This is a genomic window from Micromonospora sp. WMMD998 (assembly GCF_029581235.1).
GTDB lineage: Bacteria > Actinomycetota > Actinomycetes > Mycobacteriales > Micromonosporaceae > Micromonospora.
The window spans coordinates 2,104,261-2,125,475 of sequence record NZ_CP120740.1; the positions used below are offsets into that span (position 1 = coordinate 2,104,261).

The 21,215-nt window shown below is 71.0% G+C and carries 22 protein-coding genes and 1 tRNA gene; 8 read left to right on the forward strand and 15 right to left on the reverse strand.

Annotation, left to right across the window (positions count from 1 at the left end; genetic code table 11):
• Window positions 1-31: 31 nt before the first annotated feature.
• The 5 genes from O7619_RS10040 to O7619_RS10060 all read right to left on the reverse strand — a co-directional run bounded on the left by O7619_RS10040 (window position 32) and on the right by O7619_RS10060 (window position 5,996).
• Window positions 32-1,747, reverse strand: coding sequence for a cellulose binding domain-containing protein (locus O7619_RS10040; RefSeq protein ID WP_282287192.1), 1,716 nt, complete (start codon window positions 1,745-1,747; stop codon window positions 32-34).
• 109 nt (window positions 1,748-1,856) lie between these two features.
• Window positions 1,857-3,392, reverse strand: a complete 1,536-nt coding sequence (locus tag O7619_RS10045) for a cellulose binding domain-containing protein (RefSeq protein WP_282287193.1) — start codon at window positions 3,390-3,392, stop codon at window positions 1,857-1,859.
• A gap of 34 nt (window positions 3,393-3,426) precedes the next feature.
• Window positions 3,427-4,587 (reverse strand): polysaccharide deacetylase family protein, encoded by a 1,161-nt coding sequence (locus O7619_RS10050; RefSeq protein WP_282287194.1) that lies wholly within the window; start codon window positions 4,585-4,587, stop codon window positions 3,427-3,429.
• Window positions 4,588-4,898: 311 nt separating this feature from the next.
• Complete coding sequence (locus tag O7619_RS10055; protein ID WP_282287195.1) at window positions 4,899-5,357, reverse strand: DUF3291 domain-containing protein; 459 nt, start codon at window positions 5,355-5,357, stop codon at window positions 4,899-4,901.
• A gap of 21 nt (window positions 5,358-5,378) precedes the next feature.
• A complete protein-coding gene (locus O7619_RS10060; protein WP_282287196.1) occupies window positions 5,379-5,996 on the reverse strand; it encodes a helix-turn-helix domain-containing protein in 618 nt (205 codons plus the stop codon).
• A gap of 246 nt (window positions 5,997-6,242) precedes the next feature.
• Between O7619_RS10060 and O7619_RS10065 the strand changes: the two genes are divergently transcribed.
• The 3 genes from O7619_RS10065 (at window position 6,243) to O7619_RS10075 (ending at window position 8,059) form a co-directional block, all read left to right on the forward strand.
• Window positions 6,243-6,318: transfer RNA gene (locus tag O7619_RS10065), tRNA-Lys, on the forward strand.
• Between the two features lie 95 nt (window positions 6,319-6,413).
• Window positions 6,414-7,514, forward strand: a complete 1,101-nt coding sequence (locus O7619_RS10070) for an XRE family transcriptional regulator (RefSeq protein WP_282287197.1) — start codon at window positions 6,414-6,416, stop codon at window positions 7,512-7,514.
• Window positions 7,511-8,059, forward strand: coding sequence for a hypothetical protein (locus tag O7619_RS10075; protein ID WP_282287198.1), 549 nt, complete (start codon window positions 7,511-7,513; stop codon window positions 8,057-8,059). The genes O7619_RS10070 and O7619_RS10075 overlap by 4 nt, the downstream gene beginning before the upstream one ends.
• Window positions 8,060-8,129: 70 nt before the next feature.
• Here the strand turns inward: O7619_RS10075 and O7619_RS10080 are convergent, their stop codons facing one another.
• Genes O7619_RS10080 through O7619_RS10090 form a run of 3 tightly spaced genes read right to left on the reverse strand, consistent with a single transcriptional unit; the run spans window position 8,130 to window position 9,524 of the window.
• Entirely contained in the window at window positions 8,130-8,699 is a 570-nt protein-coding gene (locus O7619_RS10080) for a TIGR03086 family metal-binding protein (RefSeq protein WP_282287199.1), read from the reverse strand.
• Entirely contained in the window at window positions 8,686-9,168 is a 483-nt protein-coding gene (locus tag O7619_RS10085) for an SRPBCC family protein (protein WP_282287200.1), read from the reverse strand. The genes O7619_RS10080 and O7619_RS10085 overlap by 14 nt, the downstream gene beginning before the upstream one ends.
• The gene (locus tag O7619_RS10090; RefSeq protein WP_282287201.1) at window positions 9,165-9,524 is read right to left on the reverse strand and encodes a metalloregulator ArsR/SmtB family transcription factor; all 360 of its coding nucleotides are present in this window, start codon (window positions 9,522-9,524) and stop codon (window positions 9,165-9,167) included. The genes O7619_RS10085 and O7619_RS10090 overlap by 4 nt, the downstream gene beginning before the upstream one ends.
• Before the next feature lie 526 nt (window positions 9,525-10,050).
• Here O7619_RS10090 and O7619_RS10095 point away from each other — a divergent pair.
• The 4 genes from O7619_RS10095 to O7619_RS10110 all read left to right on the forward strand — a co-directional run bounded on the left by O7619_RS10095 (window position 10,051) and on the right by O7619_RS10110 (window position 15,326).
• Window positions 10,051-11,412, forward strand: coding sequence for a ricin-type beta-trefoil lectin domain protein (locus tag O7619_RS10095; RefSeq protein ID WP_282287202.1), 1,362 nt, complete (start codon window positions 10,051-10,053; stop codon window positions 11,410-11,412).
• 126 nt (window positions 11,413-11,538) lie between these two features.
• Window positions 11,539-13,899 carry a ricin-type beta-trefoil lectin domain protein gene (locus O7619_RS10100; RefSeq protein WP_282287203.1) on the forward strand — a complete coding sequence of 787 codons (2,361 nt, stop codon included), beginning with the start codon at window positions 11,539-11,541 and terminating at the stop codon, window positions 13,897-13,899.
• An 86-nt stretch (window positions 13,900-13,985) separates the two neighbouring features.
• Window positions 13,986-14,579, forward strand: a complete 594-nt coding sequence (locus O7619_RS10105) for a hypothetical protein (protein ID WP_282287204.1) — start codon at window positions 13,986-13,988, stop codon at window positions 14,577-14,579.
• Between the two features lie 9 nt (window positions 14,580-14,588).
• On the forward strand, window positions 14,589-15,326 hold the full coding sequence (locus tag O7619_RS10110) for a Clp protease N-terminal domain-containing protein (RefSeq protein WP_282287205.1): 738 nt from the start codon (window positions 14,589-14,591) through the stop codon (window positions 15,324-15,326).
• Window positions 15,327-15,377: 51 nt separating this feature from the next.
• Here the strand turns inward: O7619_RS10110 and O7619_RS10115 are convergent, their stop codons facing one another.
• The 6 genes from O7619_RS10115 to O7619_RS10140 all read right to left on the reverse strand — a co-directional run bounded on the left by O7619_RS10115 (window position 15,378) and on the right by O7619_RS10140 (window position 18,723).
• Window positions 15,378-15,896 (reverse strand): hypothetical protein, encoded by a 519-nt coding sequence (locus O7619_RS10115; protein ID WP_282287206.1) that lies wholly within the window; start codon window positions 15,894-15,896, stop codon window positions 15,378-15,380.
• 109 nt (window positions 15,897-16,005) lie between these two features.
• Window positions 16,006-16,425, reverse strand: coding sequence for a PIN domain nuclease (locus O7619_RS10120; protein WP_282287207.1), 420 nt, complete (start codon window positions 16,423-16,425; stop codon window positions 16,006-16,008).
• Window positions 16,425-16,682 (reverse strand): type II toxin-antitoxin system VapB family antitoxin, encoded by a 258-nt coding sequence (locus O7619_RS10125; RefSeq protein ID WP_282287208.1) that lies wholly within the window; start codon window positions 16,680-16,682, stop codon window positions 16,425-16,427. Before O7619_RS10125 ends, O7619_RS10120 begins: the two co-directional genes overlap by 1 nt.
• Window positions 16,683-16,745: 63 nt before the next feature.
• A complete protein-coding gene (locus tag O7619_RS10130) occupies window positions 16,746-16,931 on the reverse strand; it encodes a DNA repair protein (protein ID WP_282287209.1) in 186 nt (61 codons plus the stop codon).
• A gap of 84 nt (window positions 16,932-17,015) precedes the next feature.
• Window positions 17,016-18,038, reverse strand: coding sequence for a HAMP domain-containing sensor histidine kinase (locus O7619_RS10135; RefSeq protein ID WP_282287210.1), 1,023 nt, complete (start codon window positions 18,036-18,038; stop codon window positions 17,016-17,018).
• Window positions 18,031-18,723, reverse strand: a complete 693-nt coding sequence (locus O7619_RS10140; protein ID WP_282287211.1) for a response regulator transcription factor — start codon at window positions 18,721-18,723, stop codon at window positions 18,031-18,033. The genes O7619_RS10135 and O7619_RS10140 overlap by 8 nt, the downstream gene beginning before the upstream one ends.
• Before the next feature lie 118 nt (window positions 18,724-18,841).
• Here O7619_RS10140 and O7619_RS10145 point away from each other — a divergent pair, with 118 nt between their 5' ends.
• A complete protein-coding gene (locus O7619_RS10145; protein WP_282287212.1) occupies window positions 18,842-19,507 on the forward strand; it encodes a GNAT family N-acetyltransferase in 666 nt (221 codons plus the stop codon).
• A gap of 190 nt (window positions 19,508-19,697) precedes the next feature.
• On the opposite strand, the gene O7619_RS10150 is transcribed toward O7619_RS10145, so the two are convergent.
• Window positions 19,698-21,152: a glycoside hydrolase family 3 N-terminal domain-containing protein gene (locus O7619_RS10150; protein ID WP_282287214.1), complete on the reverse strand. Its 1,455-nt coding sequence runs from the start codon at window positions 21,150-21,152 to the stop codon at window positions 19,698-19,700.
• Window positions 21,153-21,215 lie beyond the last annotated feature (63 nt).

Here is a 21,215-nt window from a genome sequence, read left to right on the forward strand (position 1 = left end):
AACCTCCGGCCGGAGCCGGGGTGACCGCCCGTCAGGCCACCGTGCAGGGGATGCCGTTGAGGGTGAACGCGGTCGGTTTGGCGGTGTTACCGGTGTGGGTGGCCTGGAAACCGATGTCGACGGTGGCCCCGGGCGCGATCGTGCCGTTGTAGCTGACGTTGCGGGCGCTCACCTGCCCGCTGGAGGGCGAGTAGGTGGCGTTCCAGCCCGAGGTGATGGACTGGCCCGAGGGCAGGGTGAAGACAAGCGTCCAGCCGTCGATCGTCGACGTGCCGGTGTTGGTGATGCTGATGCTGCTCGTAAAGCCGGAGTTCCAACTGTTCATCGTGTAGGAGACCCGGGGTCCGGTGCCGCCACCGGGCGTGGGCGAGGTGGTGGGCGTGGGCGTGGGCGTCGGCGATGCGGTGGGGGTGGCCGTCGGGCTGGGCGACGAGGTGCCGCCGCTGATGCTGGTCACGAACGTCATCACGCTGCGGGCGGGGAGCGTGACGGTGAGGGAGCCGTTGGACATGCTCAGCGCGCTCTGGGGCGCGACGTTCCGGCTCCCGTCGGTCAGCCAGTTCGAGACACTGCCGGACGCGGAGGTGTTCGACAGGGTGAACTGCTGGCTCACCGACGAGGTGTTCTTGTTCACGGCGACGATCACGACAGTGTTGTCACTCCGGTACGCCGAGACGAAGACGTTCGACGTCGGGTTCGCCGTCGCGTCGATCCGCACGTACCCCGGGCGGACGAACCTGGCGAAGTGCGTCATCATGGCGCCGCGCTTGCTGATCTGACCGTCCTCCCGCATGGGGCCGTAGCTGCGCCGGAGATACCACCAGACGTATGCCTGGAACTCGGCGTCCACCATGGCGTGGTGGATGTGCTCGCCCACGTCGAGCGCCTCGGGCCAGGAGTCCCCCGAGTTCGCGTTGCTGTTGGGGTAGTAGACCTCGGTCATCCAGAGGTCCTTGCCCGCGCCCTTCTGCTTGAAGAGGGGATAGGGGAAGTTCGAGTACGAGGTGCCGTAGAGGTGAGCCCCGATGATGTCCACGTTGGCGAGCGCCGCGGAGTCGTTGAGGATCGGGTCCGACATGGACTTGACGTACTGGAACGACTCGGGCGCCATGACCCTGGTGCTGATCGAGCCGGCGTTCTCCCGCAGGAACCGGACCATCTCGGCGGGCGTCCACCACGTCCAGTCGTACGCGTAGTCGGGCTCGTTCTGGACGGAGATGCTGTACAGATTCACCCCGTTGTTGCGCATGTACGCCGTGAAGTCGTTCAGGTGCTGGGCGTAGGCGGCGTACGAGCTGTACCTGAGGCGCTTGGCGTTGGTCTGGCTGCCGCGGGTGAAGGTCTCGATCATGCTGGCGGGGGGATTCCACGGCGACGCGAAGACGGTCGCGCCGAGTTCCACCGCCCGTTTCGCCGTCGCCAGGTCACGGCTCCAGTCCGACTGGTTCTCGCCGACCGGAATCCGCAGCAGCGAGAAGCCCAGGCGGCCCTCGCCGACGCCGAAAGCCGTGTCCCGTTGGGCGGCCGTCAGGTCGCCGATCCAGGCCGCGTGGGCCATGGCGCCGAAGCCTCGGATCGTCTGCCGCGTTGCCGACGGGTTGATGTTCGCCGTCGCGGCCGAGGCTTCCGTGGCCCCCACGACCGTCGCGACCGCCGCGACCGGCACGGCGCCCATCGTCGCCAGGACGGTGCGGCGGCTCAGCAGCCTCCGCTCGCCGCTCACCGGTTGCTTCTGATCGTGCGTCATGTCTCGTCCTCCTGGGTGTTGGTGGTGGTACGGGCCGGCTCGGGGCCGAGCCGGCCCTTGGTGGTCGGGCCCGACCTCGGTGTCGGTGGTCGTTTCGGCGTGGGTCGAGCTACCAGGTCAGCGGCAGGGTGCCGATGAACCGGGTGAGCGCGCCGGCGAGGAGTTGGTCGTCGCGCCGGGAGGGGTGCCAGTCGCAGCCCAGCTTGTCCAGGCCCAGGGCGTTGTCGTCGTAGTAGAGCGAGCGGACCCGGGTGTCGCCCCGGTCGGCGCGGGTCCGGACGATCTGCTGGATCGAGGAGGCGAGCGGCGTGTTGGACAGGTCCGGGTAGGTGAGGACGATGTACGTGTCGGGGCCGTACCGGGCCCGCAGTTTGTCGAGGAAGCCCAGGTACGCGGTCCGGAAGTCGGCGGCGAGTTGGTCGAGGGTCGCCCACCGCTCGCCGGCGTTGAGGGCGGTGGAGAAGTCGTTGATGCCCAGGCCGACGACGACCACTTGTGGTTTCCAGGTGCCCGGGTTCTGCCACGCCGTGCTGTTCCAGAGCGCCTGTAGGTCGGTCTCGTAGTAGGTGCGGAAGTTGTCCGTGCCCCCGCCGTTGTAGTTGCGCACCATGCCCAGGCCGGACCAGGCGATGAGCTGGTAGTCGGCGTTCAGGCTCTGCGCGGTGAGGGCGCCGAAGGTGAGGTCGGCGTTGGAGTTGCGGGTGACGCCGCCGTTGCTGGAACAGTCACGGGTCGTCGACATGTTGCCGTAGCCGGCGGTCCACGAGTCACCGATGAACTCGATCTGCCGGCTGCGGGCGGCCGGCTTCGCCAGGATCGCGCCGCCGGGTGCGGCGACGAGGCCGCCGAACTCGCCCGCGGCCCACGGGCTCTCCGTCCGCTTGACCAGTCGTACGGTGTGGTCGGCGTCGGCGAGGTTCCGGACCCAGTGGGTGGTCTGCCCGGGGGTGACCAGGGTGGCGACGGTCGTGCCGTCGATCTGCACGGCGTAGTCGTTCTGACTGTCGTTGAGGACGATCCCGACGCCGGTGCCGCGGAACCGCCCCTCGAAGTAGATGCCGGGCCAGGTGTACTGGACGCTGGTTCCGGCCGCCCTGAACCGCCCGACCGTGTTCGTCTGGGCCAGCGCGCCGGAGGCCGGCGGCGGGGCGGTGGTGGGCGGAGCGCTGGTTGGTGGGGTGCTGGTGGGTGGGGTGCTGGTGGACGAAGTGGTGGGGGCCGGGCGTCCGGTGCACGTGACGCCGTTGAGCGCGAAGTCGGTCGGCGCCGGGTTCGACGTGTTGTTCCACGAGCCGCTGAAGCCGAACTGCGCGCCGGCCCCGGTGCCGAGGTTGCCGTTCCAGCCGGCGTTGGTGACGGTGACCCGGTCGCCGGACTGGGTCACCGTGCCGTTCCACGACTGCCCGACCACCTGCCCGGCGGTGAACGACCACGTCAACCGCCAACCGGTGAGCGGGTCGCCGAGGTTGGTGACGTCGACGTTCGCGCCGAAGCCGCCGGGCCACTGACTGGTCACCGTGTAGGTGACCCGACAGCCGGCGGCGGCCTGCGCGGAGACGGCGGTGGTGAGTGCGCCGGCCGCGGCGACGGTGGCGGTGGTGCACACCGCCACCGCCAACCGCAGCCGGGTACGGGTGCGTGGCATCTGTGGTCCTCCGGACGATGGGACGGCGGTGGCGTCACGCGCCGGTGCAGGTGATCTCGCTCGGCGCCGGTGAGCTGTTGCCGTTGCCGAGGAAGCCGAAGCTCGTCGACCCGCCGGCGTTGAGGGTGCCGTTGTAGGGGGCGTTGCGCACGCTTACCGAGCCGCTGGTGCCGGTGGCCACGCCGTTCCACACGTTGTTGATGCTCTGCCCGCCGGCCAGGGTCATCCGGACCGTCCAGCCGGTGATCGCCGTGGTACTGCTCACGGTCACCTCGCCCTGGAAACCGCCGGTCCAACTGCCGATCAGCCGGTAGGTGGCGGTGCAGGCGCCCGACGGGTCCGGCGGCGGGGTGGTGGGCGGCGCGGTGGTCGGAGGCGCCGTCGTGGGCGGCGCGGTGGTGGGCGGTGCCGTCGTGGGCGGCGCGGTGGTGGGGGGTGCGGTGGTGGGCGTGCCGCCGTCCGGGGCGACCGCTCGTCCGGTGGCCGGCGAGATCATGCCGGCGCAGAGGCCACGGCCGGCGAGGTCGTTGACGATGCGGGGGATGGCCGCGATCGTGTTGGCCGGCCAGTCGTGCATGAGGATGGACTGGCCGGCCTGGAGCCGCCGGGCGTTCTGCACGATCTGGTCGGTGCTGGCGTTGTTCCAGTCCTGGGAGTCCACGTCAGCGTTGATCTCGGTCAGCCCGAACTGGGCCTCGACCGCCCGCAACGTCGCGTTCGACTCCAGGTAGGGCGGACGGAACAGCTTGGGCGCCGTGCCGGTGGCCTGCTGGATCACCTGCTGGGTCTGGGAGATCTCCGAGGTCATCTGCGCCTGGCTGAGCTGGGTCATGTGGGGGTGCGTCCAACTGTGGTTGCCGATCCACATGCCGGCGTCCCGCTGGGCCCGGACCAACGCCTGGTTGCCCTGCGCGTTCTGGCCGACGTTGAAGAAGGTCGCCCGTACCCCGGCGGCCTTGAGGGTGTTGATCAGCGTGGTGGTGTTGCCGGGGGTGGGCCCGTCATCGAAGGTCAGCGCCACATAGCCGGTGCACGCGGCGGCCATCGAGGGCGCGGCGGTGACGGCCAGGCCGGACGCCACCGCGGTCAGGAGCGCGGCGGTGGTGGCGACCACGGCCGCCGTACGCCGTGCGGGTCGGGTCGGGCTGGTCGAGTCGGTCGTGGCAGTCGTTCGTCCGGGTGGAACGGATCTCATCGGTGTCGTCTCCCGCTGGCGTTCGAGTGCCGCTCGGCGCCGTGCGGATCGATGTGCCCGGAGTCGGTCCGCGCCGTGTCCCGTCGAGGGCGCGCCGGTGGAGGGGGCGGCGGGCGTTCTCGACGATGCGCTGGCGGCGATGTCGTGTCGGTGGCCACGATGCGCCGGCCGGCAGCTCTCGTCGGCAGTGCACGCATCATGTAGTGCGGCCTGTGGCCAGCCCGGCTCCGGTGCGATTATGCCCGCATACTTCGGTGATCGTCAATTGGTTGCGCCGGCGCGGAACGCGCCCCGCTCGCGACGACGAGGGGTCACCCGGCCGGCACGCCCGGTGCGGGGAACGGCTCGCGGAGCGTGAACGCCTCCGCCGACGGCCCGTTCCGCCGCAGCAGCGCCAACCGCGCGGCGGCCTCCTCGATGGATGGCAGTGAGCCGGCCGGAATCCACCACAGCACCAGGTGCGCCCGGTCGAGCGGCACGAACCAGTCCCGCCGCCGGCGCATCGGCTCCAGGTGTGCGGTCCGGTAGACGAAGGCGCGCAGCGACTCGACCGTCTCCCACACGGTCAGGTTCACGATGACGTCCGGCTCGAACGGCCGGAACGCGGTCGCGTCCCCGGAGTCGTCCTGGAGCCGCCACACATAGCCGGGGGAGCGTTCGGCCAGGTCGTGGATCTCGGGTAGCCGGGCGACGAAGTCCGCGAGCTCGGGACTGTCGATCGGGGCGCGCAGCCGGGCGATGTTCAGTTGCGCGAGGTGATGGTCGGCCATGCGGCCAGACTAACGTCTATGTCAACGCTGATTGTTTTTAGATTGGATCGCCACGCAGCAGCCGGTCGGGCCCGGGTCCAGCCGCACCACCCGACCGCCGTCACCCACCACCGCTTCGAGCAGCGCCAGGTTCAACCCGCAGACCAGCCCCGGGTGCGAGTGCGCCAGCGCGTCGAACGGGCAGTTGCGCAACCGGATCGTCCGCTCGGCGTCCTCGTACGGCTCGTACCCGAGCGCCTCCAACCGGCCGACGGCGTCGCCGTCCGCGAGCTTCGCCCCCTGCTCATGGGCGGCGGCGTAGGCCGCCGGCTCCGCACCGACCCGCTCGATCGCGCTCGCCAGCACCCCCGCCAGCAGCCGGTAGTCGCGCGGCGGCAGCGTCACCGCGTGCTCGGCCGCCGAACGACGGTAGAGCTTCGCCGGCCGTCCCGCCCCCGGCCCGCCGGCGCGGGGCGCGAACGTCGCCTCCAGCAGCCCGGCGTCGGTCAGCTTGTCCAGGTGGAACGCCGCCAGGGTCCGACCGATGCCCACACCCTCGGCCACCTCGTTGCGGCTCACCGGCTCCGCCCGCGCGACGACAAACTCGTACACCGTCCGGCGCGCCGGCTCCCGCAGCGCGGCGATGGCCTCCAGCGACATGCCACCGACGCTACCCGCCGGATCTCCCGCCCCCGACAGCACACCGGGACCGGCGGCCAGGTCCGCCTGGACCGCACCCTCCAGATCACGGGGTACGCCGAAACGGGCGGGCGATCTCACGCCGGTGCTCGCCCGCAGCCTCCACCGGACCGCGAGGGGCCTGGTCGGGCCCCTGGTGCACGGAAGCTGCCCCTGCCGGCGCCGGTCGGCGCGAGGGCTGCTAACGTCTCGTCCCGTTGCCGATGAGCGCCGCTAGCTCAACTGGCAGAGCAGCGGACTCTTAATCCGCGGGTTCGGGGTTCGAGTCCCTGGCGGCGCACCAACGATCAAGGCCCTCACCCGGTGGTTCCGCTGGGAAGGGTCTTTCCTGAGCGTATGTTGGCCCGCTCCGGGCTCGGATTGTGCGATTATCGCACCATGGCCGGGGAGCAGCAGGATTGGCGCCGTATAGGCGAGCAGGTGCGGCAGGCGCGTCTGTCGGTGGGCATGTCCCAGCAGGACCTCGCTGATGGTGTGGGGCTCGACCGAACCATGTTGGCCAAGGTTGAGGCAGGTAGCAGACGCCTCGACGGGGTTGAACTGGCGCGTTTGTCCCGTGCGCTCAGGGTGTCGATGGAGTACCTGATCGAGCCGCGGCCGTCGGTGCTGTCCCGTCGGGCCGCGATGCTGACCGAAGAGACCGACACGGTGGCCGCGCGGTCCTCCGAGCGTCTGGAAATCGCCTTGGTCGAGTGGCTGCGAAATGTGCAGCAACTCGTCGAACTCGGCGCCCTGCGGTCAGTGCCGCTGCTGAGATACCCAGGCACGGTGGCATCCGAGGGTGACGCGAGACAAGCGGCTCGATGGTTGCGACAGCAGACCGATCTCGGGACCGAGCCGGTCGGACGCGTGATGGATCTTTGTGAGCGCGCAGGGCAGTGGGTGCTGGTGACCGACCTGCCGGGCGATGGCGCGTCTCTCGTCGAGGGAGATCTAGCTGTCGCGGTGGTGAGCACAGAAGGTGACCCTGGCCGTCGCCGAGCTACCGCCGCACATGAGCTGGGCCACCTGGTCGTCGGCGACGAATACTCCAGTGACCTGGGAGTCAGCACGTCCCGCGCAGAGCGCGAAGGGGTGATCGACGCATTCGCCGCAGAGCTGCTGCTACCGGTCGATGCGATGACCGGTGTCCTGAGCGGTGGCCGCGCGAGCCGGGAGCGGCTGATCTCCTACGCTGCTCGATACCGCACCTCCTGGGTGCTGGCTCTACGGCAGGCTGAGCGGGCCGGGGTGATCGACGCCGCGACACGTCAGGCGTGGAGCTTCCCTCGGCCCACGCGGGCGGAGTTCATGGAGGCACTGGGCTGGGCACCCCAGCCGGATCTTGCTTCGGTACGTGTATCGCCGGGCTATGCGCAGGCGGTCATCGAGGCGTGGCGAGCCAGCCGGATCACCAGAGCCAGGGCGCTCGAGTTGATGTACGGCGAGCTGGCCGATGCGGATCTGCCCGAGGAGGATGACCTGGAGACGGCTCCGTGAGTCATTCGGTGCCGCCGGGGTCGGTCCTCGTACTCGACACGATGCTGCTGGCCCACTTCACTCTTGCTGATCGGCTGGACGTTCTACAAGACCTGCTCGTCGGCGTCGACTGCTGGACGACGCAGGTGGTCCACGAGGAGCTGAGGGCCGGAGCCGCGATTCGACCGGAACTGCTGGCCGCCTGCGAGGTGGACTGGCTGAGACGGGCGCAGTTGGACACGCTCGATGCGGTCAGGTGCTTCGCCGCATGGGCCAGAAGACTCGGCGCCGGGGAGCGTAACCTCGGCGAAGCTTCTGTTCTGGCCGCCGCTGAGCTGCGTAAAGGTATCGCGATCACGGATGATCGGCAGGCCAGCAAGGTTGCCCGTTCTTACGGCGCAGAGGTCCATGGCACGATTTGGCTTCTCGCGGCGGCTTGCCGGATCGGCAAGCAGACGGAGACAGGCGCGGGAAACCTGATCGACGCCCTGCGGGCGACGAACGCTCGCCTGCCCTGTTCGGGCGCGGAGTTCCCGGCCTACGCCCGCCGGCACCGCCTGTTGTGAGCGGCCGTCAGAGCACCGGTCCAGGCGTAGCACCGCCTTCGTGATCGAGGAATTGCGGGGACGGAGAGGGTCAGGGGGTCCACTCCGGGTCGCGGCCGATGAAGCCCAGCAGCCGGGTCTGCGGGTCGCTGTCGTCCTTCACCGGCACGCGCGGGCCATACTGCCCGGACGAGCGGATGATCTCCTCCATCGGTTGCATCCCGGCCAGCAGTTGCGCACAGAAGTCCTGGTCGAGGCGGTCGTCCTGGCCGGTGGCGCGGGCCAGGTCCCAGGTGTGCATGAACACGTCGGAGGTGTAGAACCTGTCGATCGCGCGGTCCAGCGGCAGTTCGCCGAGGTGCGGGTTCGACAGGCGGCGGTCGGCCGTGGTCGGGTCGTCGAGCAGGGACTGCACGGCGTCGCTGTGGGTCTGCCACGCGGCGACCGGATCGTCGTCGACCGACGGCCCGGCGGGGAGCTGGACGCCGGCGCCGGCGGCCAGGAACGGCGGCAGCCATTCGACCAGGTGGCGCACCACGTCACGGGCGGTCCAGCCGGCGACCGGCGCGGGCGCGTCCCACGACCGGGTGCCCCGGACCCGGTCGGTGAAGCCGACGCTGACCTGTCGGTGTCGCTCGGCGGGCCGGTCAGAGAGTGCCATCGGCGAGCATCCCGTCGATCTTGGCGTAGCCCTCGTCGACCCCGACCTCCATGCCGCTGGCGAGCCAGGCGTCGCGGGCCTCGAAGCTGTCCACCAGGGACTGCGCGCGCAGGCGTGTCCGCCCGTCGCCGAGGGGCTCGAACCACAGCGTCTCCAGCGCCACACCGTCGGGTTGTCCCTCGAACGTGAACGTCTGGACGATCCGGTCCGGACGTACGTCGTGGAAGCAGCCACGGAACGCGTACCGCTGCCCGTCGCGGGTGGACACGTAGCGCCAGGCGCCGCCGGAGCGGGCGTCCCACTCCTCGATGGTGGTGTGCATCCCGTCGGGGCCGACCCAGCGCGCGAACAGCAGTGGATCGGTGTGGGCGCGGAACAGTTGCTCGGGCGTGGCCGTGAACTCCCGGGACATCCGGATGATCGGCACCTTGGGGTCGGCCTCGATGGTGGTGCCGGCGATGGCGCTCATGCCGCGCTTCCCCTCTCGGTCTGGTCGGTCTGGTCCTGGTCCATTTCCGCCAGCACGGCGTCCAGTCGGCGGTAGCGCTCCTCGGCCCGGCGGCGGTAGCGCTCGATCCACTTGTCCATCAGGTCGAAGACCTCCGCCTCCAGCCGCACCGACCGGGGTTGCGGCCCCGCCGGTCGGCTCACCACCCCGGCCTCCTCCAACACCCTGAGGTGCTTGTAGACCGCCTGGAGCGTCATCGGGTAGGACTCGGCGAGCTGGTTCACGGTCGCGTCGCCCGTGGTGAGTCGAGCCACCATGTCGCGCCTGGTCGGGTCGGCGAGTGCCGCGAAGACCCGCGACAGCGTGTCCGCCTGCATCGGCGCCTCCCTTGAACCGTCTGGTTGAAACGAAGCTACACCCGTTCATCGGCGGTGTAAACCAACTGGTTGAAACAGCAGGCGAGGGGCGGTCGAGGCGGCGTTGGCGCGCAGGCCGGGCATCCGCACGAGCGGCGCGAACGTCATGCCCTGCCCGGCCCGCTCGGTGCCACCACCTCGCGGGAGGTCAGCCGCCGGTCGCTGCGGTCGGGAAGCGGCGGAGGCGGGCCGCAACGCGCCGGACATGGCATTGACATATTTCACTGGCCGTCCTAGGGTTCGGCCGAATCGGTTCGACGTCGCGCTGTGGCGTTCCAGCGGGGCCGCGGCCGGTTCGATCGTGCCGCGGAGGCGGTCCTCGCCGACGCCACAGAAGCCGGCTGGTCCTGCCCGGGCAGGCGGACCAGCGGCGGAGTCCGGGCAACCGAGTCGACCGTGCCGGGTCCGGCGTACGCACTCAGCAGTGGTGGGTCGCAGCTTCCCGTACCCGAGCCGGTCCTTTTCCCGATGGCGAAGGAGCCGCAACATGGCATTACGCAGATCCATCTTCGGGCCCGTCGCGGCCGTCGCGATCCTGGTCGCGGCGGTGGCCGGAGCGACAGTGGCCGGCGGGGCGGGCGGGACCGCATCGGCCGCGACGGTCGGCGCGTCCGCGGTGACCGCCGGGTGCGGCAAGGCGCCCACGCTCACGAGCGGCCAGCGGTCGATCCAGAGCAGCGGGCAGAACCGCAGCTTCATCCTCCGGATCCCCGACAACTACGACCGGAACCACGCCTACCGGCTGATCTTCGGATTCCACTGGAACGGCGGCACCGCGAACGACGTCGACTCCGGCGGTGCGGACCGGGAGGCGTGGTCCTACTACGGGCTGCGGCAGCAGGCGAACAACAGCACCATCTTCGTCGCGCCCCAGGGCAACAACAACGGCTGGGCCAACCCCGGCGGTCAGGACACCACCTTCGTCGACGACATGATCAGGCTGATCGAGGCGGACCTGTGCGTCGACACGACGCAGCGGTTCGCGCTCGGCTTCAGCTACGGCGGCGGCATGAGCTACGCCCTGGCCTGCGCCCGGGCGAACGTCTTCCGCGCCGTCGCGGTCTACTCCGGTGGTCAGCTCAGCGGGTGCTCCGGCGGCACGCAGCCCATCGCCTACATGGGGATTCACGGCATCGGGGACCCGGTGCTCAACATCTCCGCCGGTCGGTCGCTGCGGGACACGTTCGTGCGTGCCAACGGGTGCGCCGCGCAGAACCCGCCCGAGCCGAGGGCCGGCAGCCTGACCCACATCACCACGACGTACTCCGGTTGCCGGTCCGGCTATCCGGTGGTCTGGGCCGCGTTCGACGGTGGTCACACGCCGGGTCCGGTCGACGGCGGCGGCGACAGCGGCGTCCGGACCTGGACCAAGACCGAGGTGTGGCGGTTCTTCACCCAGTTCGACGGCAGTGGGCCGACGCCGACGCCCACGCCGACCGCCAGCCCGACCACCCCGCCGCCGGGTGGCACCTCGACCGTCCGCAACGTCTCCGCCGGCCGGTGCCTGGACGTCAACGGCGCCTCGCAGACCAACGGCGCCGCGGCGATCATCTGGGACTGTCACGGCCAGAGCAACCAGACGTGGACCGTGACCTCGGCTCAGGAGTTGCGGGTCTTCGGCGGCAAGTGTCTCGACGTCAGCGGCGCCGCCACCGCCAACGGCAGCCCGGTGATCATCTGGGACTGCAACGGGCAGTCCAACCAGAAGTGGCGGCTCAACGCCGACGGCACGATCACCGGGGTCGGTTCGGGCCGGTGCCTGGGCGTGGCCGGCAACGGTACGGCCAACGGCACGCGAACCCAGATCCAGGACTGCACGGGTGCCGCCAGCCAGCGGTGGGTCCGTTGACGGACATGTTGTGTGAACGTTAACATGTGATGTCTTTAGAGATCGACGATTGTCAATTAACTGTGCTCGGGAGGCGGATCGATGTTCGGTACAGCAAGTCGTCCACGACGGCCGTGGCGGGCGGTGATGGCATCGGCGGCGGCATCGGTCCTGGCGGCGAGCGCCGTACTGACCGCGTCCGCCTCCCCGGCCCAGGCGGCGACCGCCATCACCATCAACGGCGGGTCCGGTGGGCGGGCGCTCGACGGGATCGGCGCGGTGAGCGGCGGCGGCGGAAACAGCAGACTTCTGATCGACTATCCGGAGCCGCAGCGCAGCGACATCCTGGACTACCTGTTCAAGCCGGGCTACGGCGCCGCGATGCAACTGCTGAAGGTGGAGATCGGCGGCGACACCAACTCCACCTCCGGCGCGGAGCCCAGCCACGAGCACACCCGGGGCAGCGTCAACTGCAACCGCGGCTACGAGTGGTGGATGATGGAGCAGGCCAGGGCGCGTAACCCCAACATCGCGCTGATCGGCCTGGTGTGGGGCGCGCCCGGCTGGATCGGCAACGGCAACTTCTGGTCCACCGACTCGATCGACTACCTGGTCGCCTGGTTGGACTGCGCGGGCACGCACGGCCTGAACATCAACTACCTGGGCGGCTGGAACGAGAAGGGCTGGAACACCACCTGGTACAAGAACCTGCGGTCCACGCTCAACGCCCGCGGCTACGGCAACGTGAAGATCGTCGCCTCGGACGACTGGGGGTGGGGCGCGGCCGACGACTCGCTCCGCGACCCGGCGTTCGCAAACGCCGTGCAGGTGTTCGGCAGCCACTACATCTGCGGCTACCGCGGTCCCCAGAGCAGCTGTCCCAGCTCCGCCAACGCCATCTCGACCGGCAAGCCGTTGTGGGCCAGCGAGAACGGCTCCGACGACTACAACGCCGGCGCGCCGGCGCTCGCCCGGGGCATCAACCGCGGCTACATCGACGGCAAGATGACCGGCTACATCAACTGGCCCGTGATCGCCGCCATCACCCCCAACATCCCCTGGGCGACCACCGGTGTGGCGGTGGCCCAGCAGCCCTGGTCCGGCGCCTACTCGATCGGCAAGAGCACCTGGGTCATGGCGCACACCACGCAGTTCGCCGCCCCGGGCTGGCGCTACCTCGACTCGTCGAGCGGATACATCGGCGGCAACCGCAACAACGGCAGCTACGTGTCGCTCAAGTCGACCAACAACAGCGACTACAGCACCATCATCGAGACGCAGGACGCCGGCTCGGCCCAGCAGCTCGACTTCACCGTCACCGGCGGGCTGTCCACCGGCACCGTGCACGTCTGGGCGACGAACGTCAGGTCGAACAACAGCGCCGACCACTTCGTCCGGGGTGGTGACATCACGCCGAACGGCGGTCGCTTCTCGCTCACCGTCCAGCCCGGCTACGTCTACAGCATCACCACCACCACCGGGCAGGGTAAGGGCACGGCGGTCAGCCCGGCCCAGGGCAACCTGAAGCTGCCGTACAGCGACGACTTCGACAGCTACGCCACCGGCCGCGAGGCCAAGTACCTGATGGACCAGCAGGGCTCGTTCGAGATCGCCGGGTGCGGCGGCGGCCGGAGCGGGCAGTGCGTCCGCCAGATGTCCGACCAGGCGCCGATCTACTGGACCTCCGGCAAGGCCGAGCCGTTCGCCCTGCTCGGCGACCTGACCTGGCGCAACTACACCGTCTCCTCGGACGTCCTGCTGGAGAAGTCCGGCTACGTCCAGTTGATCGGGCGCGGCAACACCTACAACCACCAGGGGCCGCAGAACCTGAACGGCTACTACTTCCGGGTCACCGACGGCGGCGCCTGGTCCATCCGGAGCAACAACACGAGCGGCAACTGGCGCACGCTCGCCAGCGGCAACATCGCGGCGCTCGGCACCGGGCGCTGGCACAACCTCTCGTTGAAGGTCAACGGCAGCACCCTCACCGCGGCCGTCGACGGCAACACGGTCGGCACGGCATCGGACTCCGCCTGGGTCGCCGGTCAGATCGGGTACGGCACCGGGCAGGGTGTCACCGCCCAGTTCGACAACCTCTCGATCACGCCGGGCGACGGCTCCAGCAGCCCGACCGGAGAGGTGCGCAGCGCGAGCGCCAACCGCTGCCTGGACGTCAACGGCGTCAGCCAGGCCGACGGCGCGGTCGTGCAGATCTGGGACTGCAACGGCGGGCCGAACCAGCAGTGGACGGTCGGCCCGAACAACCAGCTCACCGTCTATGGCAACAAGTGCCTCGACGTGCCGGGCACCGCGTCCGGCAGCCGTGCGCGGATCATGGGCTGCAACGGCGGCAGCAACCAGCAGTGGCGGCTCAACGCCGACGGCACCATCGTGGGCATCGGCTCGGGTCTGTGCCTGGACGTCAACGGCCAGGGCACCGCCAACGGCACCGCCGTCCAGATCTGGACCTGCAACGGCGGCAGCAACCAGCAGTGGGTACGCGGCTGACCCGCCGCGCGTCCTGACCGTACCGTCGCCAGCCCGGCCGCCCGCATCGGCGGCCGGGCTGGCGCGCTCTTTCTAGGATGACGGACATGGATGTGGCGATCGTGACCAACGCGGTCGTGGCCGCGGTCTCGGTGATCACCGTCGGTGTCTCGGCGTTCTTCGCGCTCCGGCAGTTGCGGCTGTCCCAGGGCGCGAACCACACTCTGGTCGCGATCGAGTTGCTCACCCGCGACCGGATGAGCGACGCCTTCCTGGACAGTCAGCAGTACGTGCTCTCCGAGCTGAGGGCCGCCTGCCCGCCGGGCATGTCGGTGAGCGAGCTGCCGGCCGACGCCCGCAAGCACGTGAACCGGATCGCGCTCTACTACAACGGGCTGGGCCAGATGCTTGCCTTCCAGGTGGTCGAGCCGGCCCTGCTGCTCGGCACGGGCGGATTCCGGGCCCGGGAGGCGTGGGCCGTGCTGGAGCCGTACATCCTCGCCGAGCGGGCGGCGCGCGGCGAGTCGTATCTGTCCAACTTCGAGCATCTCGTGGTGCTCGCCACCGAGACGCCGTGGCCGGTGGCGGTGCGCAAGCTGGGCCTGCGTCGGTTCGACCACTACCCGGCCGAGGTGGGTCTGCCACCGGCGGCCCCATCCAGTCGTCAACCCGAGGTTGACGATCGGGTGGCGTCAACCTAGAGTTGACGCATGACTGAGATTGAGCCGCTCAAAATGAGCCAACCGGTGCGCCTCGACGAGTTGATCGAGGGCATCAAGAAGGGGCGCACCGACGCGCTCGACCAGCTCGCCGACGCGGTCCTCGTCGCGGACCACCTGGGCGACATCGCCGACCACCTGATCGGCCACTTCGTCGACCAGGCCCGCCGCTCGGGCGCCTCGTGGACGGAGATCGGCCGCAGCATGGGGGTGAGCAAGCAGGCCGCTCAGAAGCGCTCCGCGGCCAAGGCGGAGACCGCCGCCGCGCTCGACCCGAACGCCGGGTTCGGCCGGTTCACCACGCGCGCCCGCAACGTGGTGGTGGCCTCGCAGGAGGAGGCGCGGGCCGCCGGCAACGCCGAGATCACCCCCGGGCACGTCGCGCTGGGGCTGCTCGCCGAGCCGGACGGGCTGGCAGCGGCGTTGATCGTGGCCAAGGGCGTACCCCTGGAGACGCTGCGGGAGGGCGTCACCGCGACGTTGCCGGCGAAGGCCGAGGCGGTCCCGGAGCTGATCCCCTACGACGCGCGGGCCAAGAAGGTCCTGGAGCTGACGTTCCGGGAGGCGCTGCGGATGGGACACAACTACATCGGTACGGAGCACATCCTGCTCGCCCTGCTCGAGGAGGAGGGCGGCGACGGCCCGCTCGGCGGGCTCGGCCTGACGAAGGAAGCGCTGGAGTCCGCGGTGGAGGGCGCGCTGGCCGAGCTGAACCGCAAGCGGGTTTGACACCGTGCCGGGCACGCGCCACGGGGGCGGGTGCCCGGCACGCGGGCGTCGTCAGCCGGCGGTCGGGAAGCCGTAGCGGGCGGCGTGCTCCGGGTCGGCCGGGTCGATCTGCCGGATGCCGGCGTCGGCCAGACGCTTGTTCACCTCGTCGAGGCGGTCCCGGACCAGTCGGGCCTCCTCCTCGGTGACCCGGCCCCGGTGCGGTCGGCCGGCGTGCTCGACCGTGCCGTAGTCGATCTTCTCGGCGGCGCGGCGGGCCTTCGGCGGCTTGACCCGCTCGGCGGTACGCAGCAGTTGCGCCATCGGCACGTCGGTGGCCATCGCGTCGAACTCGCTCGCGGTCAGCACCACCCGGCGCGGCTCGCCGAATCCGTGCCGGTCGTGGATCTCCACCACGGCCACGTCCAGCGCCGCGTCGTCGATGCTCTCCACGTCGACCGGCGTGGCGTCCAGTTGCACGGGCCCGGCGACCAGGTCCGGGTGCTCCAGCACGACGACCCGGACCACCTCGTCGTCGGGGGACAGCACCTGGCCGGTGAAGTCGGAGACGTGGATCGTCTTCTTGCCCATGCGCGGAGCTTCTCCTGTCGTAGGCCGGAATCGGACCAGAAGACGCTACCGCACACCTGTGCGAAGGCCCCGCACACCCGCCATCGGCGTGTGTCGCCCCCGCGTGCCGTCAGAGGCTGCCTCTCGGCGCGACCCATTCGGTGGGTTGGCCGGTGAGGGTGGCGATTCGGTCGTAGTCGACGTCGTAGTGCAACACGACCGCTCCGTTCAGCTCGGCGGTCGCCGCGATGACGAGGTCCGGCAGACGGAAGTGGCGGTGCTGGCTGTCCGCCGCCAACATGCGATGAACCGACATGGCCCGGTCCATCGCTTCGGTGGTCACGTCCAGCCAGCGTTGCCCACGCACTGCCTGCCAGAGGATCTCGTAGCCCTTCGGGTTGGGCGCGTTGTTCAGGTATTCGAGGGCGGTCATCTGGCACGTCGCCAGTCGTCCTTCCGCCAGCAGCGTCTCGAAGCGCTTCCGCACCGAAGGGTGACGGGCCTGCAGTACGTACACAGAGGTGTCGGCCAGGTAGATCCGGCCAGCCATCAGGCCGCCGCCTCGCCCTCGCGTGCGTCCTCGGCCAGCCGGCTCAGATCACGCCCTCCGCCGTAGCGCCACGTCTCCTCCGAGTCGGTGAAGTCCATCTCGACCTGGTCGAAGGCCGCGACGATCTCTTTGGCCTGCCGTCTGGTCGCGAACGCGTGCAGCGCGGCGTTGATGGTGGCGACCTTGGTGTCGGTGCCCAGGACTTCGCGGGCCGCCTCAAGCCATTCGTCGTTCACGTCCACCGTGATGCGTGTCATGCACCTGAACGTACACCAGTAAGTCTGCGACGGGCGCACCAAAGGTTGCGTGTTCTTGGTGTGTTATCCGGTGGTGAGGCCGCGCCAGGCGGACGTCTCGGCGGGCTGCGCGTTCAGCTCGGCCCAGGAGAGTCGTCGGTGGCGGGTCTCGCGGTACTCCGCCTGGACCGGGAAGCGGCCGGCGGAGGCGGTGGCCGGCCAGCTCCGTTCCGGGTCCTGCTGGAATCGGTCATTCGGCTTCTGAGGCATGACCACTACCGTCCCAGAGAAACTTGTCCATGTATGGAAATGAATATGACGGAGGATCGATGTGTTCGGTTCCCCGGTGATGGGTCAGATTGCGGCGATCGGCAGGCGGACCACGAACCGGCATCCGTCGCTGACGTTCCGCACCTCTACCCGCCCGCCGTGCGCTTCAACCAACCCGCGCACGATCGCCAGCCCGAGCCCGCCCGAGCCACCCGGCTCGACCGCCGCCGGCGTCCGGGCCGGCTCGCCACGGAACGCCACGTCGAAGACCCGCGGCAGGTCGTCCTCCGGGATGCCGCCGCAGGTGTCCGCCACGGCCAGCCAGGCGGTGTCCACCTCCCGCCCGGCGTCCACCCGCACCGTCCCGTCCACAGGTGTGTACCGGATCGCGTTGAGCAGCAGGTTGCCCACCACCCGGGCCAGTTCCCGCTCGCTGGCGAGCACCGACGGCCAGCCCGCCTCGGGCGCGACCAGCCGGATCCGGCGGGCGGCGGCCAGCGGCGCTGCACCGGCCAGCGCGTCGGAGACCACGTCGCCGAGCGCCACCGTGGACAGCGTCAGACGCAACGCGCCGGCGTTGATCCGGGACAGCTCGAACAGGTCGTCGACGAGCCTCGTCATCCGGTCGGTCTCCACCCGGATCCGGCGGTGGTACTCGGCCACCGTCACCGGATGGTGAACCACCCCGTCCTCAAGCGCCTCGGCCATCGCCCGCAGCCCCGCGAGCGGGGTGCGCAGGTCGTGCGAGACCCAGGCGACCAGGTCCCGGCGGCCCTTCTCGATCTGCCGCTCACGGGCGCGCGCCTGGTCGGCCCAGACGGCGGCGGCGGCCAACCGGCGGCCGAACGACCAGCCCACCGCCAAGGTCACCACGGCCGCGGCGGAGACCGTGATCAGCACCACCTGGAGGTCGTGCGGGGAGAGGAACATCGCCTGGGCGACGCCCGCCACCCCGGCGGCCACCGCGGCGACCGTCATCACCAGCAGCACCGAGATGTGCACCGTGATCGACCGGCCGCGCAGCAGCCGCAGCGCCACCGCGCCGGCCAGCCCGACCGCGAGCGCGGCGGTCAGCGCCACGCCGAAGATCAGCAGGAGGTCACGCATCGGCCGGCTCGTACCGGTATCCGACGCCCCAGACGGTGACGATGCGGCGCGGCCGGGCCGGATCGGTCTCGATCTTCTCCCGCAGCCGGCGCACGTGCACGGTCACCGTCGACTGGTCGCCGAAACTCCAGCCCCAGACCCGCTCCAACAGCTCGGCCCGGCGCAGCGCCCGCGCCGGATGCCGCATCAGGTGCGCCAGCAGGTCGAACTCGCGCAGCGTCAGGGTCAGCTCACGGCCGTGCAGGCGAGCCACCCGGGGGCCGGTCTCCACCTCCAGGCCGCCGTCGACGAGCAACTCCGGCGCGGCGCCGGCCGGCTCGCCGGCCCGGCGCAGCACCGACCGGACCCGCAGCACCAGCTCCCGCGGGGAGAACGGCTTGCTCAGGTAGTCGTCCGCGCCCAGTTGCAGGCCGAGGACCCGGTCGGCCTCGTCGCCGCGCGCGGTGAGCATCACGATGGGTACGCCGTCCGGCCGCTCCCGCAGCCGCCGGCACACCTCCAACCCGTCGACCACGGGCAGCATCAGGTCCAGCACGACCAGGTGCGGCGTGTGGCGGGCCACGCTGGCCAGAGCCGCCGCCCCGTCGCCGACGTGCTCGACCTCGTAGCCGGCGTGCTCCAGATAGCGGCAGACCACGTCGGCGACCGTCCGGTCGTCGTCGACCACGAGGATCCGCTGCGCCACACCGCACCTCCCACCGGCCGCGAGAAGCAAGCGTAGCCACGGGCGGGGCGGCGATCCATTGCCAGGTTCTTACGGTCGGGAGCGGTCCGGGCCGGTCGGAGCGGCGTACGATGATCATGTGCTTGACCGGCGGCTCTCCCTGCACCTGGCGACCCGGTTGGGGCAGTGGCCGGCGGGCCCGGGGCTGCACGTGGTGCGGTCCTACCGCCGCGCCCGCCCGGCCTGGGACGGGCGGCCACGTCCCGCGGTCGGCGTGACCGCGGGCGACAGCACCGTCCTCTCGGTGCCGCCGCAGCGCGTCGAGGAGGTGCGGGGGCTGGTCCGCGGGCGGCCCCTCGGGGAGTGGCTGCCCGCGCTGCCGGCGGCGGTCGGCACGCCGGAGCTCACCTGGCACTGCGGTGTCTTCCGCTGGTGCACCCGTCCGGCGCCACTGCCCGACGTGGGGGAATGGCTGCCGCCGACGGTGCCCGGCACCCCGCCCTGGCTGCACCTGTTCGACGCCGACGTGCTCGTGGTCCGGGACGCCGACGGCGCGTACCTCGCCGGTGTGGGGATCAAGCGGCACGACGCCTACGGGCACGAGCTGGCGGTGGGCACGGTCCCGGCGGCGCGGGGACGGGGACTGGCCCGGCGGCTGGTCGCGCAGGCGGCCCGGCGGGTGCTGGACGAGGGGCGGATCCCCACCTACGTGCACAACGCCGGCAACCACGCCTCCGCCCGGGTGGCCGAGGCGGCCGGCTTCCCGGACCGAGGCTGGACCTCGTTCGGCGTCTCCCCCCACTGACCGGCGGGCGCGGACCGTGGATCCCGGGCCGGATCCACGGTCCGCTGCCTCCTCCCCCCAGGCACCAACGCTGATAACGCTAAGTGCATCAACGAGTGCGGGACAAGAGGGCCGCCGCTGTCCAATTGCGGACTTGAGCTGGGAAATCCGTGTGGATCACGAGCCGTGCGGGCGTGACGCAGCGTACGGATCAGTCGGTGAGCCCGAGCACGTGCGCCGCCGCCCGACCGTTCGCGTGGCTGGCGCCGAAGGTGGCGACGAAGGCGCGCGCCCCGGCCGGCCGCCAGCCGCCCGGCCAGCCCATCTCCACCACCGTCACCGGATGCGCGGCGGCCAGCGCCTCGACCAGCTCCCGCGCCCCGGGCAGCCGGTGCAGGTGCCGCCCGACCAGCACCACCGGCCGCGCCCCGGCGAGCCGGCGCAGCCGCGCCGGGTCGGTCTCGCCGGCCACCGCGCTGGCCTGCTCGACCCCGGCCGCCAGATGCGGGCCCAACCCCCACGGCACCCGCCCCTCGGCGACCGTCGACGTGGCGTGCACCTGCACCACGAGTGGGACGCCCGGCCCGGGAAGGTCGCCCTCGACGCGGACCGCCCGCAGCGCGGCGGCGTAGCCGAGACCGTCGACGACCGGGGCCGGTGCGTCGGCCGGACGGGTCCAGGCGGCCAGCGCGGCGGTCCGGCCGGCGGCCTCCTCCACCCGGGCGCGATCAAGCCGGCCGTCCCCGATCGCGGCGACGACCTCGGCGGCGACCCGCTCCACCAGCTCGGCGTCGACCCGGGCACCGACGCAGAGCAGGTCGGCGCCGGCGGCCAGCGCGCGTACCGCCGCCGGACCCACCCCGCCGGCGGCCAGCGCCGCGCCCTGCATCTCCAGCGCGTCGGTGACCACCGCGCCGGTGAAGCCGTACTCGGCGCGCAACAGGTCGTGCAGGACCGCGCGGCTGAACGTGGCCGGACCGTCGCCGGTCAGCGCCGGCACCCGGATGTGCGCGGTCATCACGGCCCGCACGCCGGCGTCGATCACCGCGGCGAACGGCGGCAGGTCCCGCTCCCGCAGCACAGCCGGCGACACATCGACCGTGGGCAGCTCGTGGTGCGAGTCGGCGACCGTGGCGCCGTGCCCGGGGAAGTGCTTGGCGCAGGCGGCCACACCTGTCGACTGGAGGCCGACGACCGCGGCGGCCGAGTGGACCGCCACCCGCCCCGGGTCCGCGCCGAACGAGCGGGTGCCGATCACCGGGTTCTCGTCGGCGGTGTTCACGTCGACGGTGGGCGCCAGGTCGAGGGTGAGGCCGAGCGCGGCCAGCTCCGCGCCGATCGCCGCGTACACCGCCCGGGTGAGGTCCGGGTCGTCGACCGCCCCCAGCGCGGCGTTGCCCGGGTATGGGCTGCCGGTGGCGTGGGCCAGCCGGGTGACGTCCCCGCCCTCCTCGTCGATCGCCACGATCACGTCCGGGCGACCGGCGCGCAGCGCCGCCGTGGACGCCGCGAGCTGGGCCGGGTCGTGGACGTTGGTGCCGAACAGGGTGTGCCCGGCGAGACCGTCGCCGAGCAGCTCGACCGCCCAGTCCGGCGGGACCGGGCCGGGGTACGCGGCCAGCAAGGTGCCAAGCGCCAACCGGCGCAGTCCTGGATCCAGCCCCACTTGGTGCCCCTTTCCCTGCCGGATCGTCCGACCTCTGTCGGGCCGGCATGGCCGATACGCTAA

Bases quoted from the DNA above. Each gene is read 5' to 3' on its own strand.
- O7619_RS10040 (WP_282287192.1), bottom strand. From the start codon at position 1,747: ATGACGCACGATCAGAAGCAACCGGTGAGCGGCGAGCGGAGGCTGCTG.
- O7619_RS10045 (WP_282287193.1), bottom strand. From the start codon at position 3,392: ATGCCACGCACCCGTACCCGGCTGCGGTTGGCGGTGGCGGTGTGCACC.
- O7619_RS10050 (WP_282287194.1), bottom strand. From the start codon at position 4,587: ATGAGATCCGTTCCACCCGGACGAACGACTGCCACGACCGACTCGACC.
- O7619_RS10055 (WP_282287195.1), bottom strand. From the start codon at position 5,357: ATGGCCGACCATCACCTCGCGCAACTGAACATCGCCCGGCTGCGCGCC.
- O7619_RS10060 (WP_282287196.1), bottom strand. From the start codon at position 5,996: ATGTCGCTGGAGGCCATCGCCGCGCTGCGGGAGCCGGCGCGCCGGACG.
- O7619_RS10070 (WP_282287197.1), top strand. From the start codon at position 6,414: ATGGCCGGGGAGCAGCAGGATTGGCGCCGTATAGGCGAGCAGGTGCGG.
- O7619_RS10080 (WP_282287199.1), bottom strand. From the start codon at position 8,699: ATGGCACTCTCTGACCGGCCCGCCGAGCGACACCGACAGGTCAGCGTC.
- O7619_RS10085 (WP_282287200.1), bottom strand. From the start codon at position 9,168: ATGAGCGCCATCGCCGGCACCACCATCGAGGCCGACCCCAAGGTGCCG.
- O7619_RS10090 (WP_282287201.1), bottom strand. From the start codon at position 9,524: ATGCAGGCGGACACGCTGTCGCGGGTCTTCGCGGCACTCGCCGACCCG.
- O7619_RS10095 (WP_282287202.1), top strand. From the start codon at position 10,051: ATGGCATTACGCAGATCCATCTTCGGGCCCGTCGCGGCCGTCGCGATC.
- O7619_RS10100 (WP_282287203.1), top strand. From the start codon at position 11,539: ATGGCATCGGCGGCGGCATCGGTCCTGGCGGCGAGCGCCGTACTGACC.
- O7619_RS10105 (WP_282287204.1), top strand. From the start codon at position 13,986: ATGGATGTGGCGATCGTGACCAACGCGGTCGTGGCCGCGGTCTCGGTG.
- O7619_RS10110 (WP_282287205.1), top strand. From the start codon at position 14,589: ATGACTGAGATTGAGCCGCTCAAAATGAGCCAACCGGTGCGCCTCGAC.
- O7619_RS10115 (WP_282287206.1), bottom strand. From the start codon at position 15,896: ATGGGCAAGAAGACGATCCACGTCTCCGACTTCACCGGCCAGGTGCTG.
- O7619_RS10120 (WP_282287207.1), bottom strand. From the start codon at position 16,425: ATGGCTGGCCGGATCTACCTGGCCGACACCTCTGTGTACGTACTGCAG.
- O7619_RS10125 (WP_282287208.1), bottom strand. From the start codon at position 16,682: ATGACACGCATCACGGTGGACGTGAACGACGAATGGCTTGAGGCGGCC.
- O7619_RS10130 (WP_282287209.1), bottom strand. From the start codon at position 16,931: ATGCCTCAGAAGCCGAATGACCGATTCCAGCAGGACCCGGAACGGAGC.
- O7619_RS10135 (WP_282287210.1), bottom strand. From the start codon at position 18,038: ATGCGTGACCTCCTGCTGATCTTCGGCGTGGCGCTGACCGCCGCGCTC.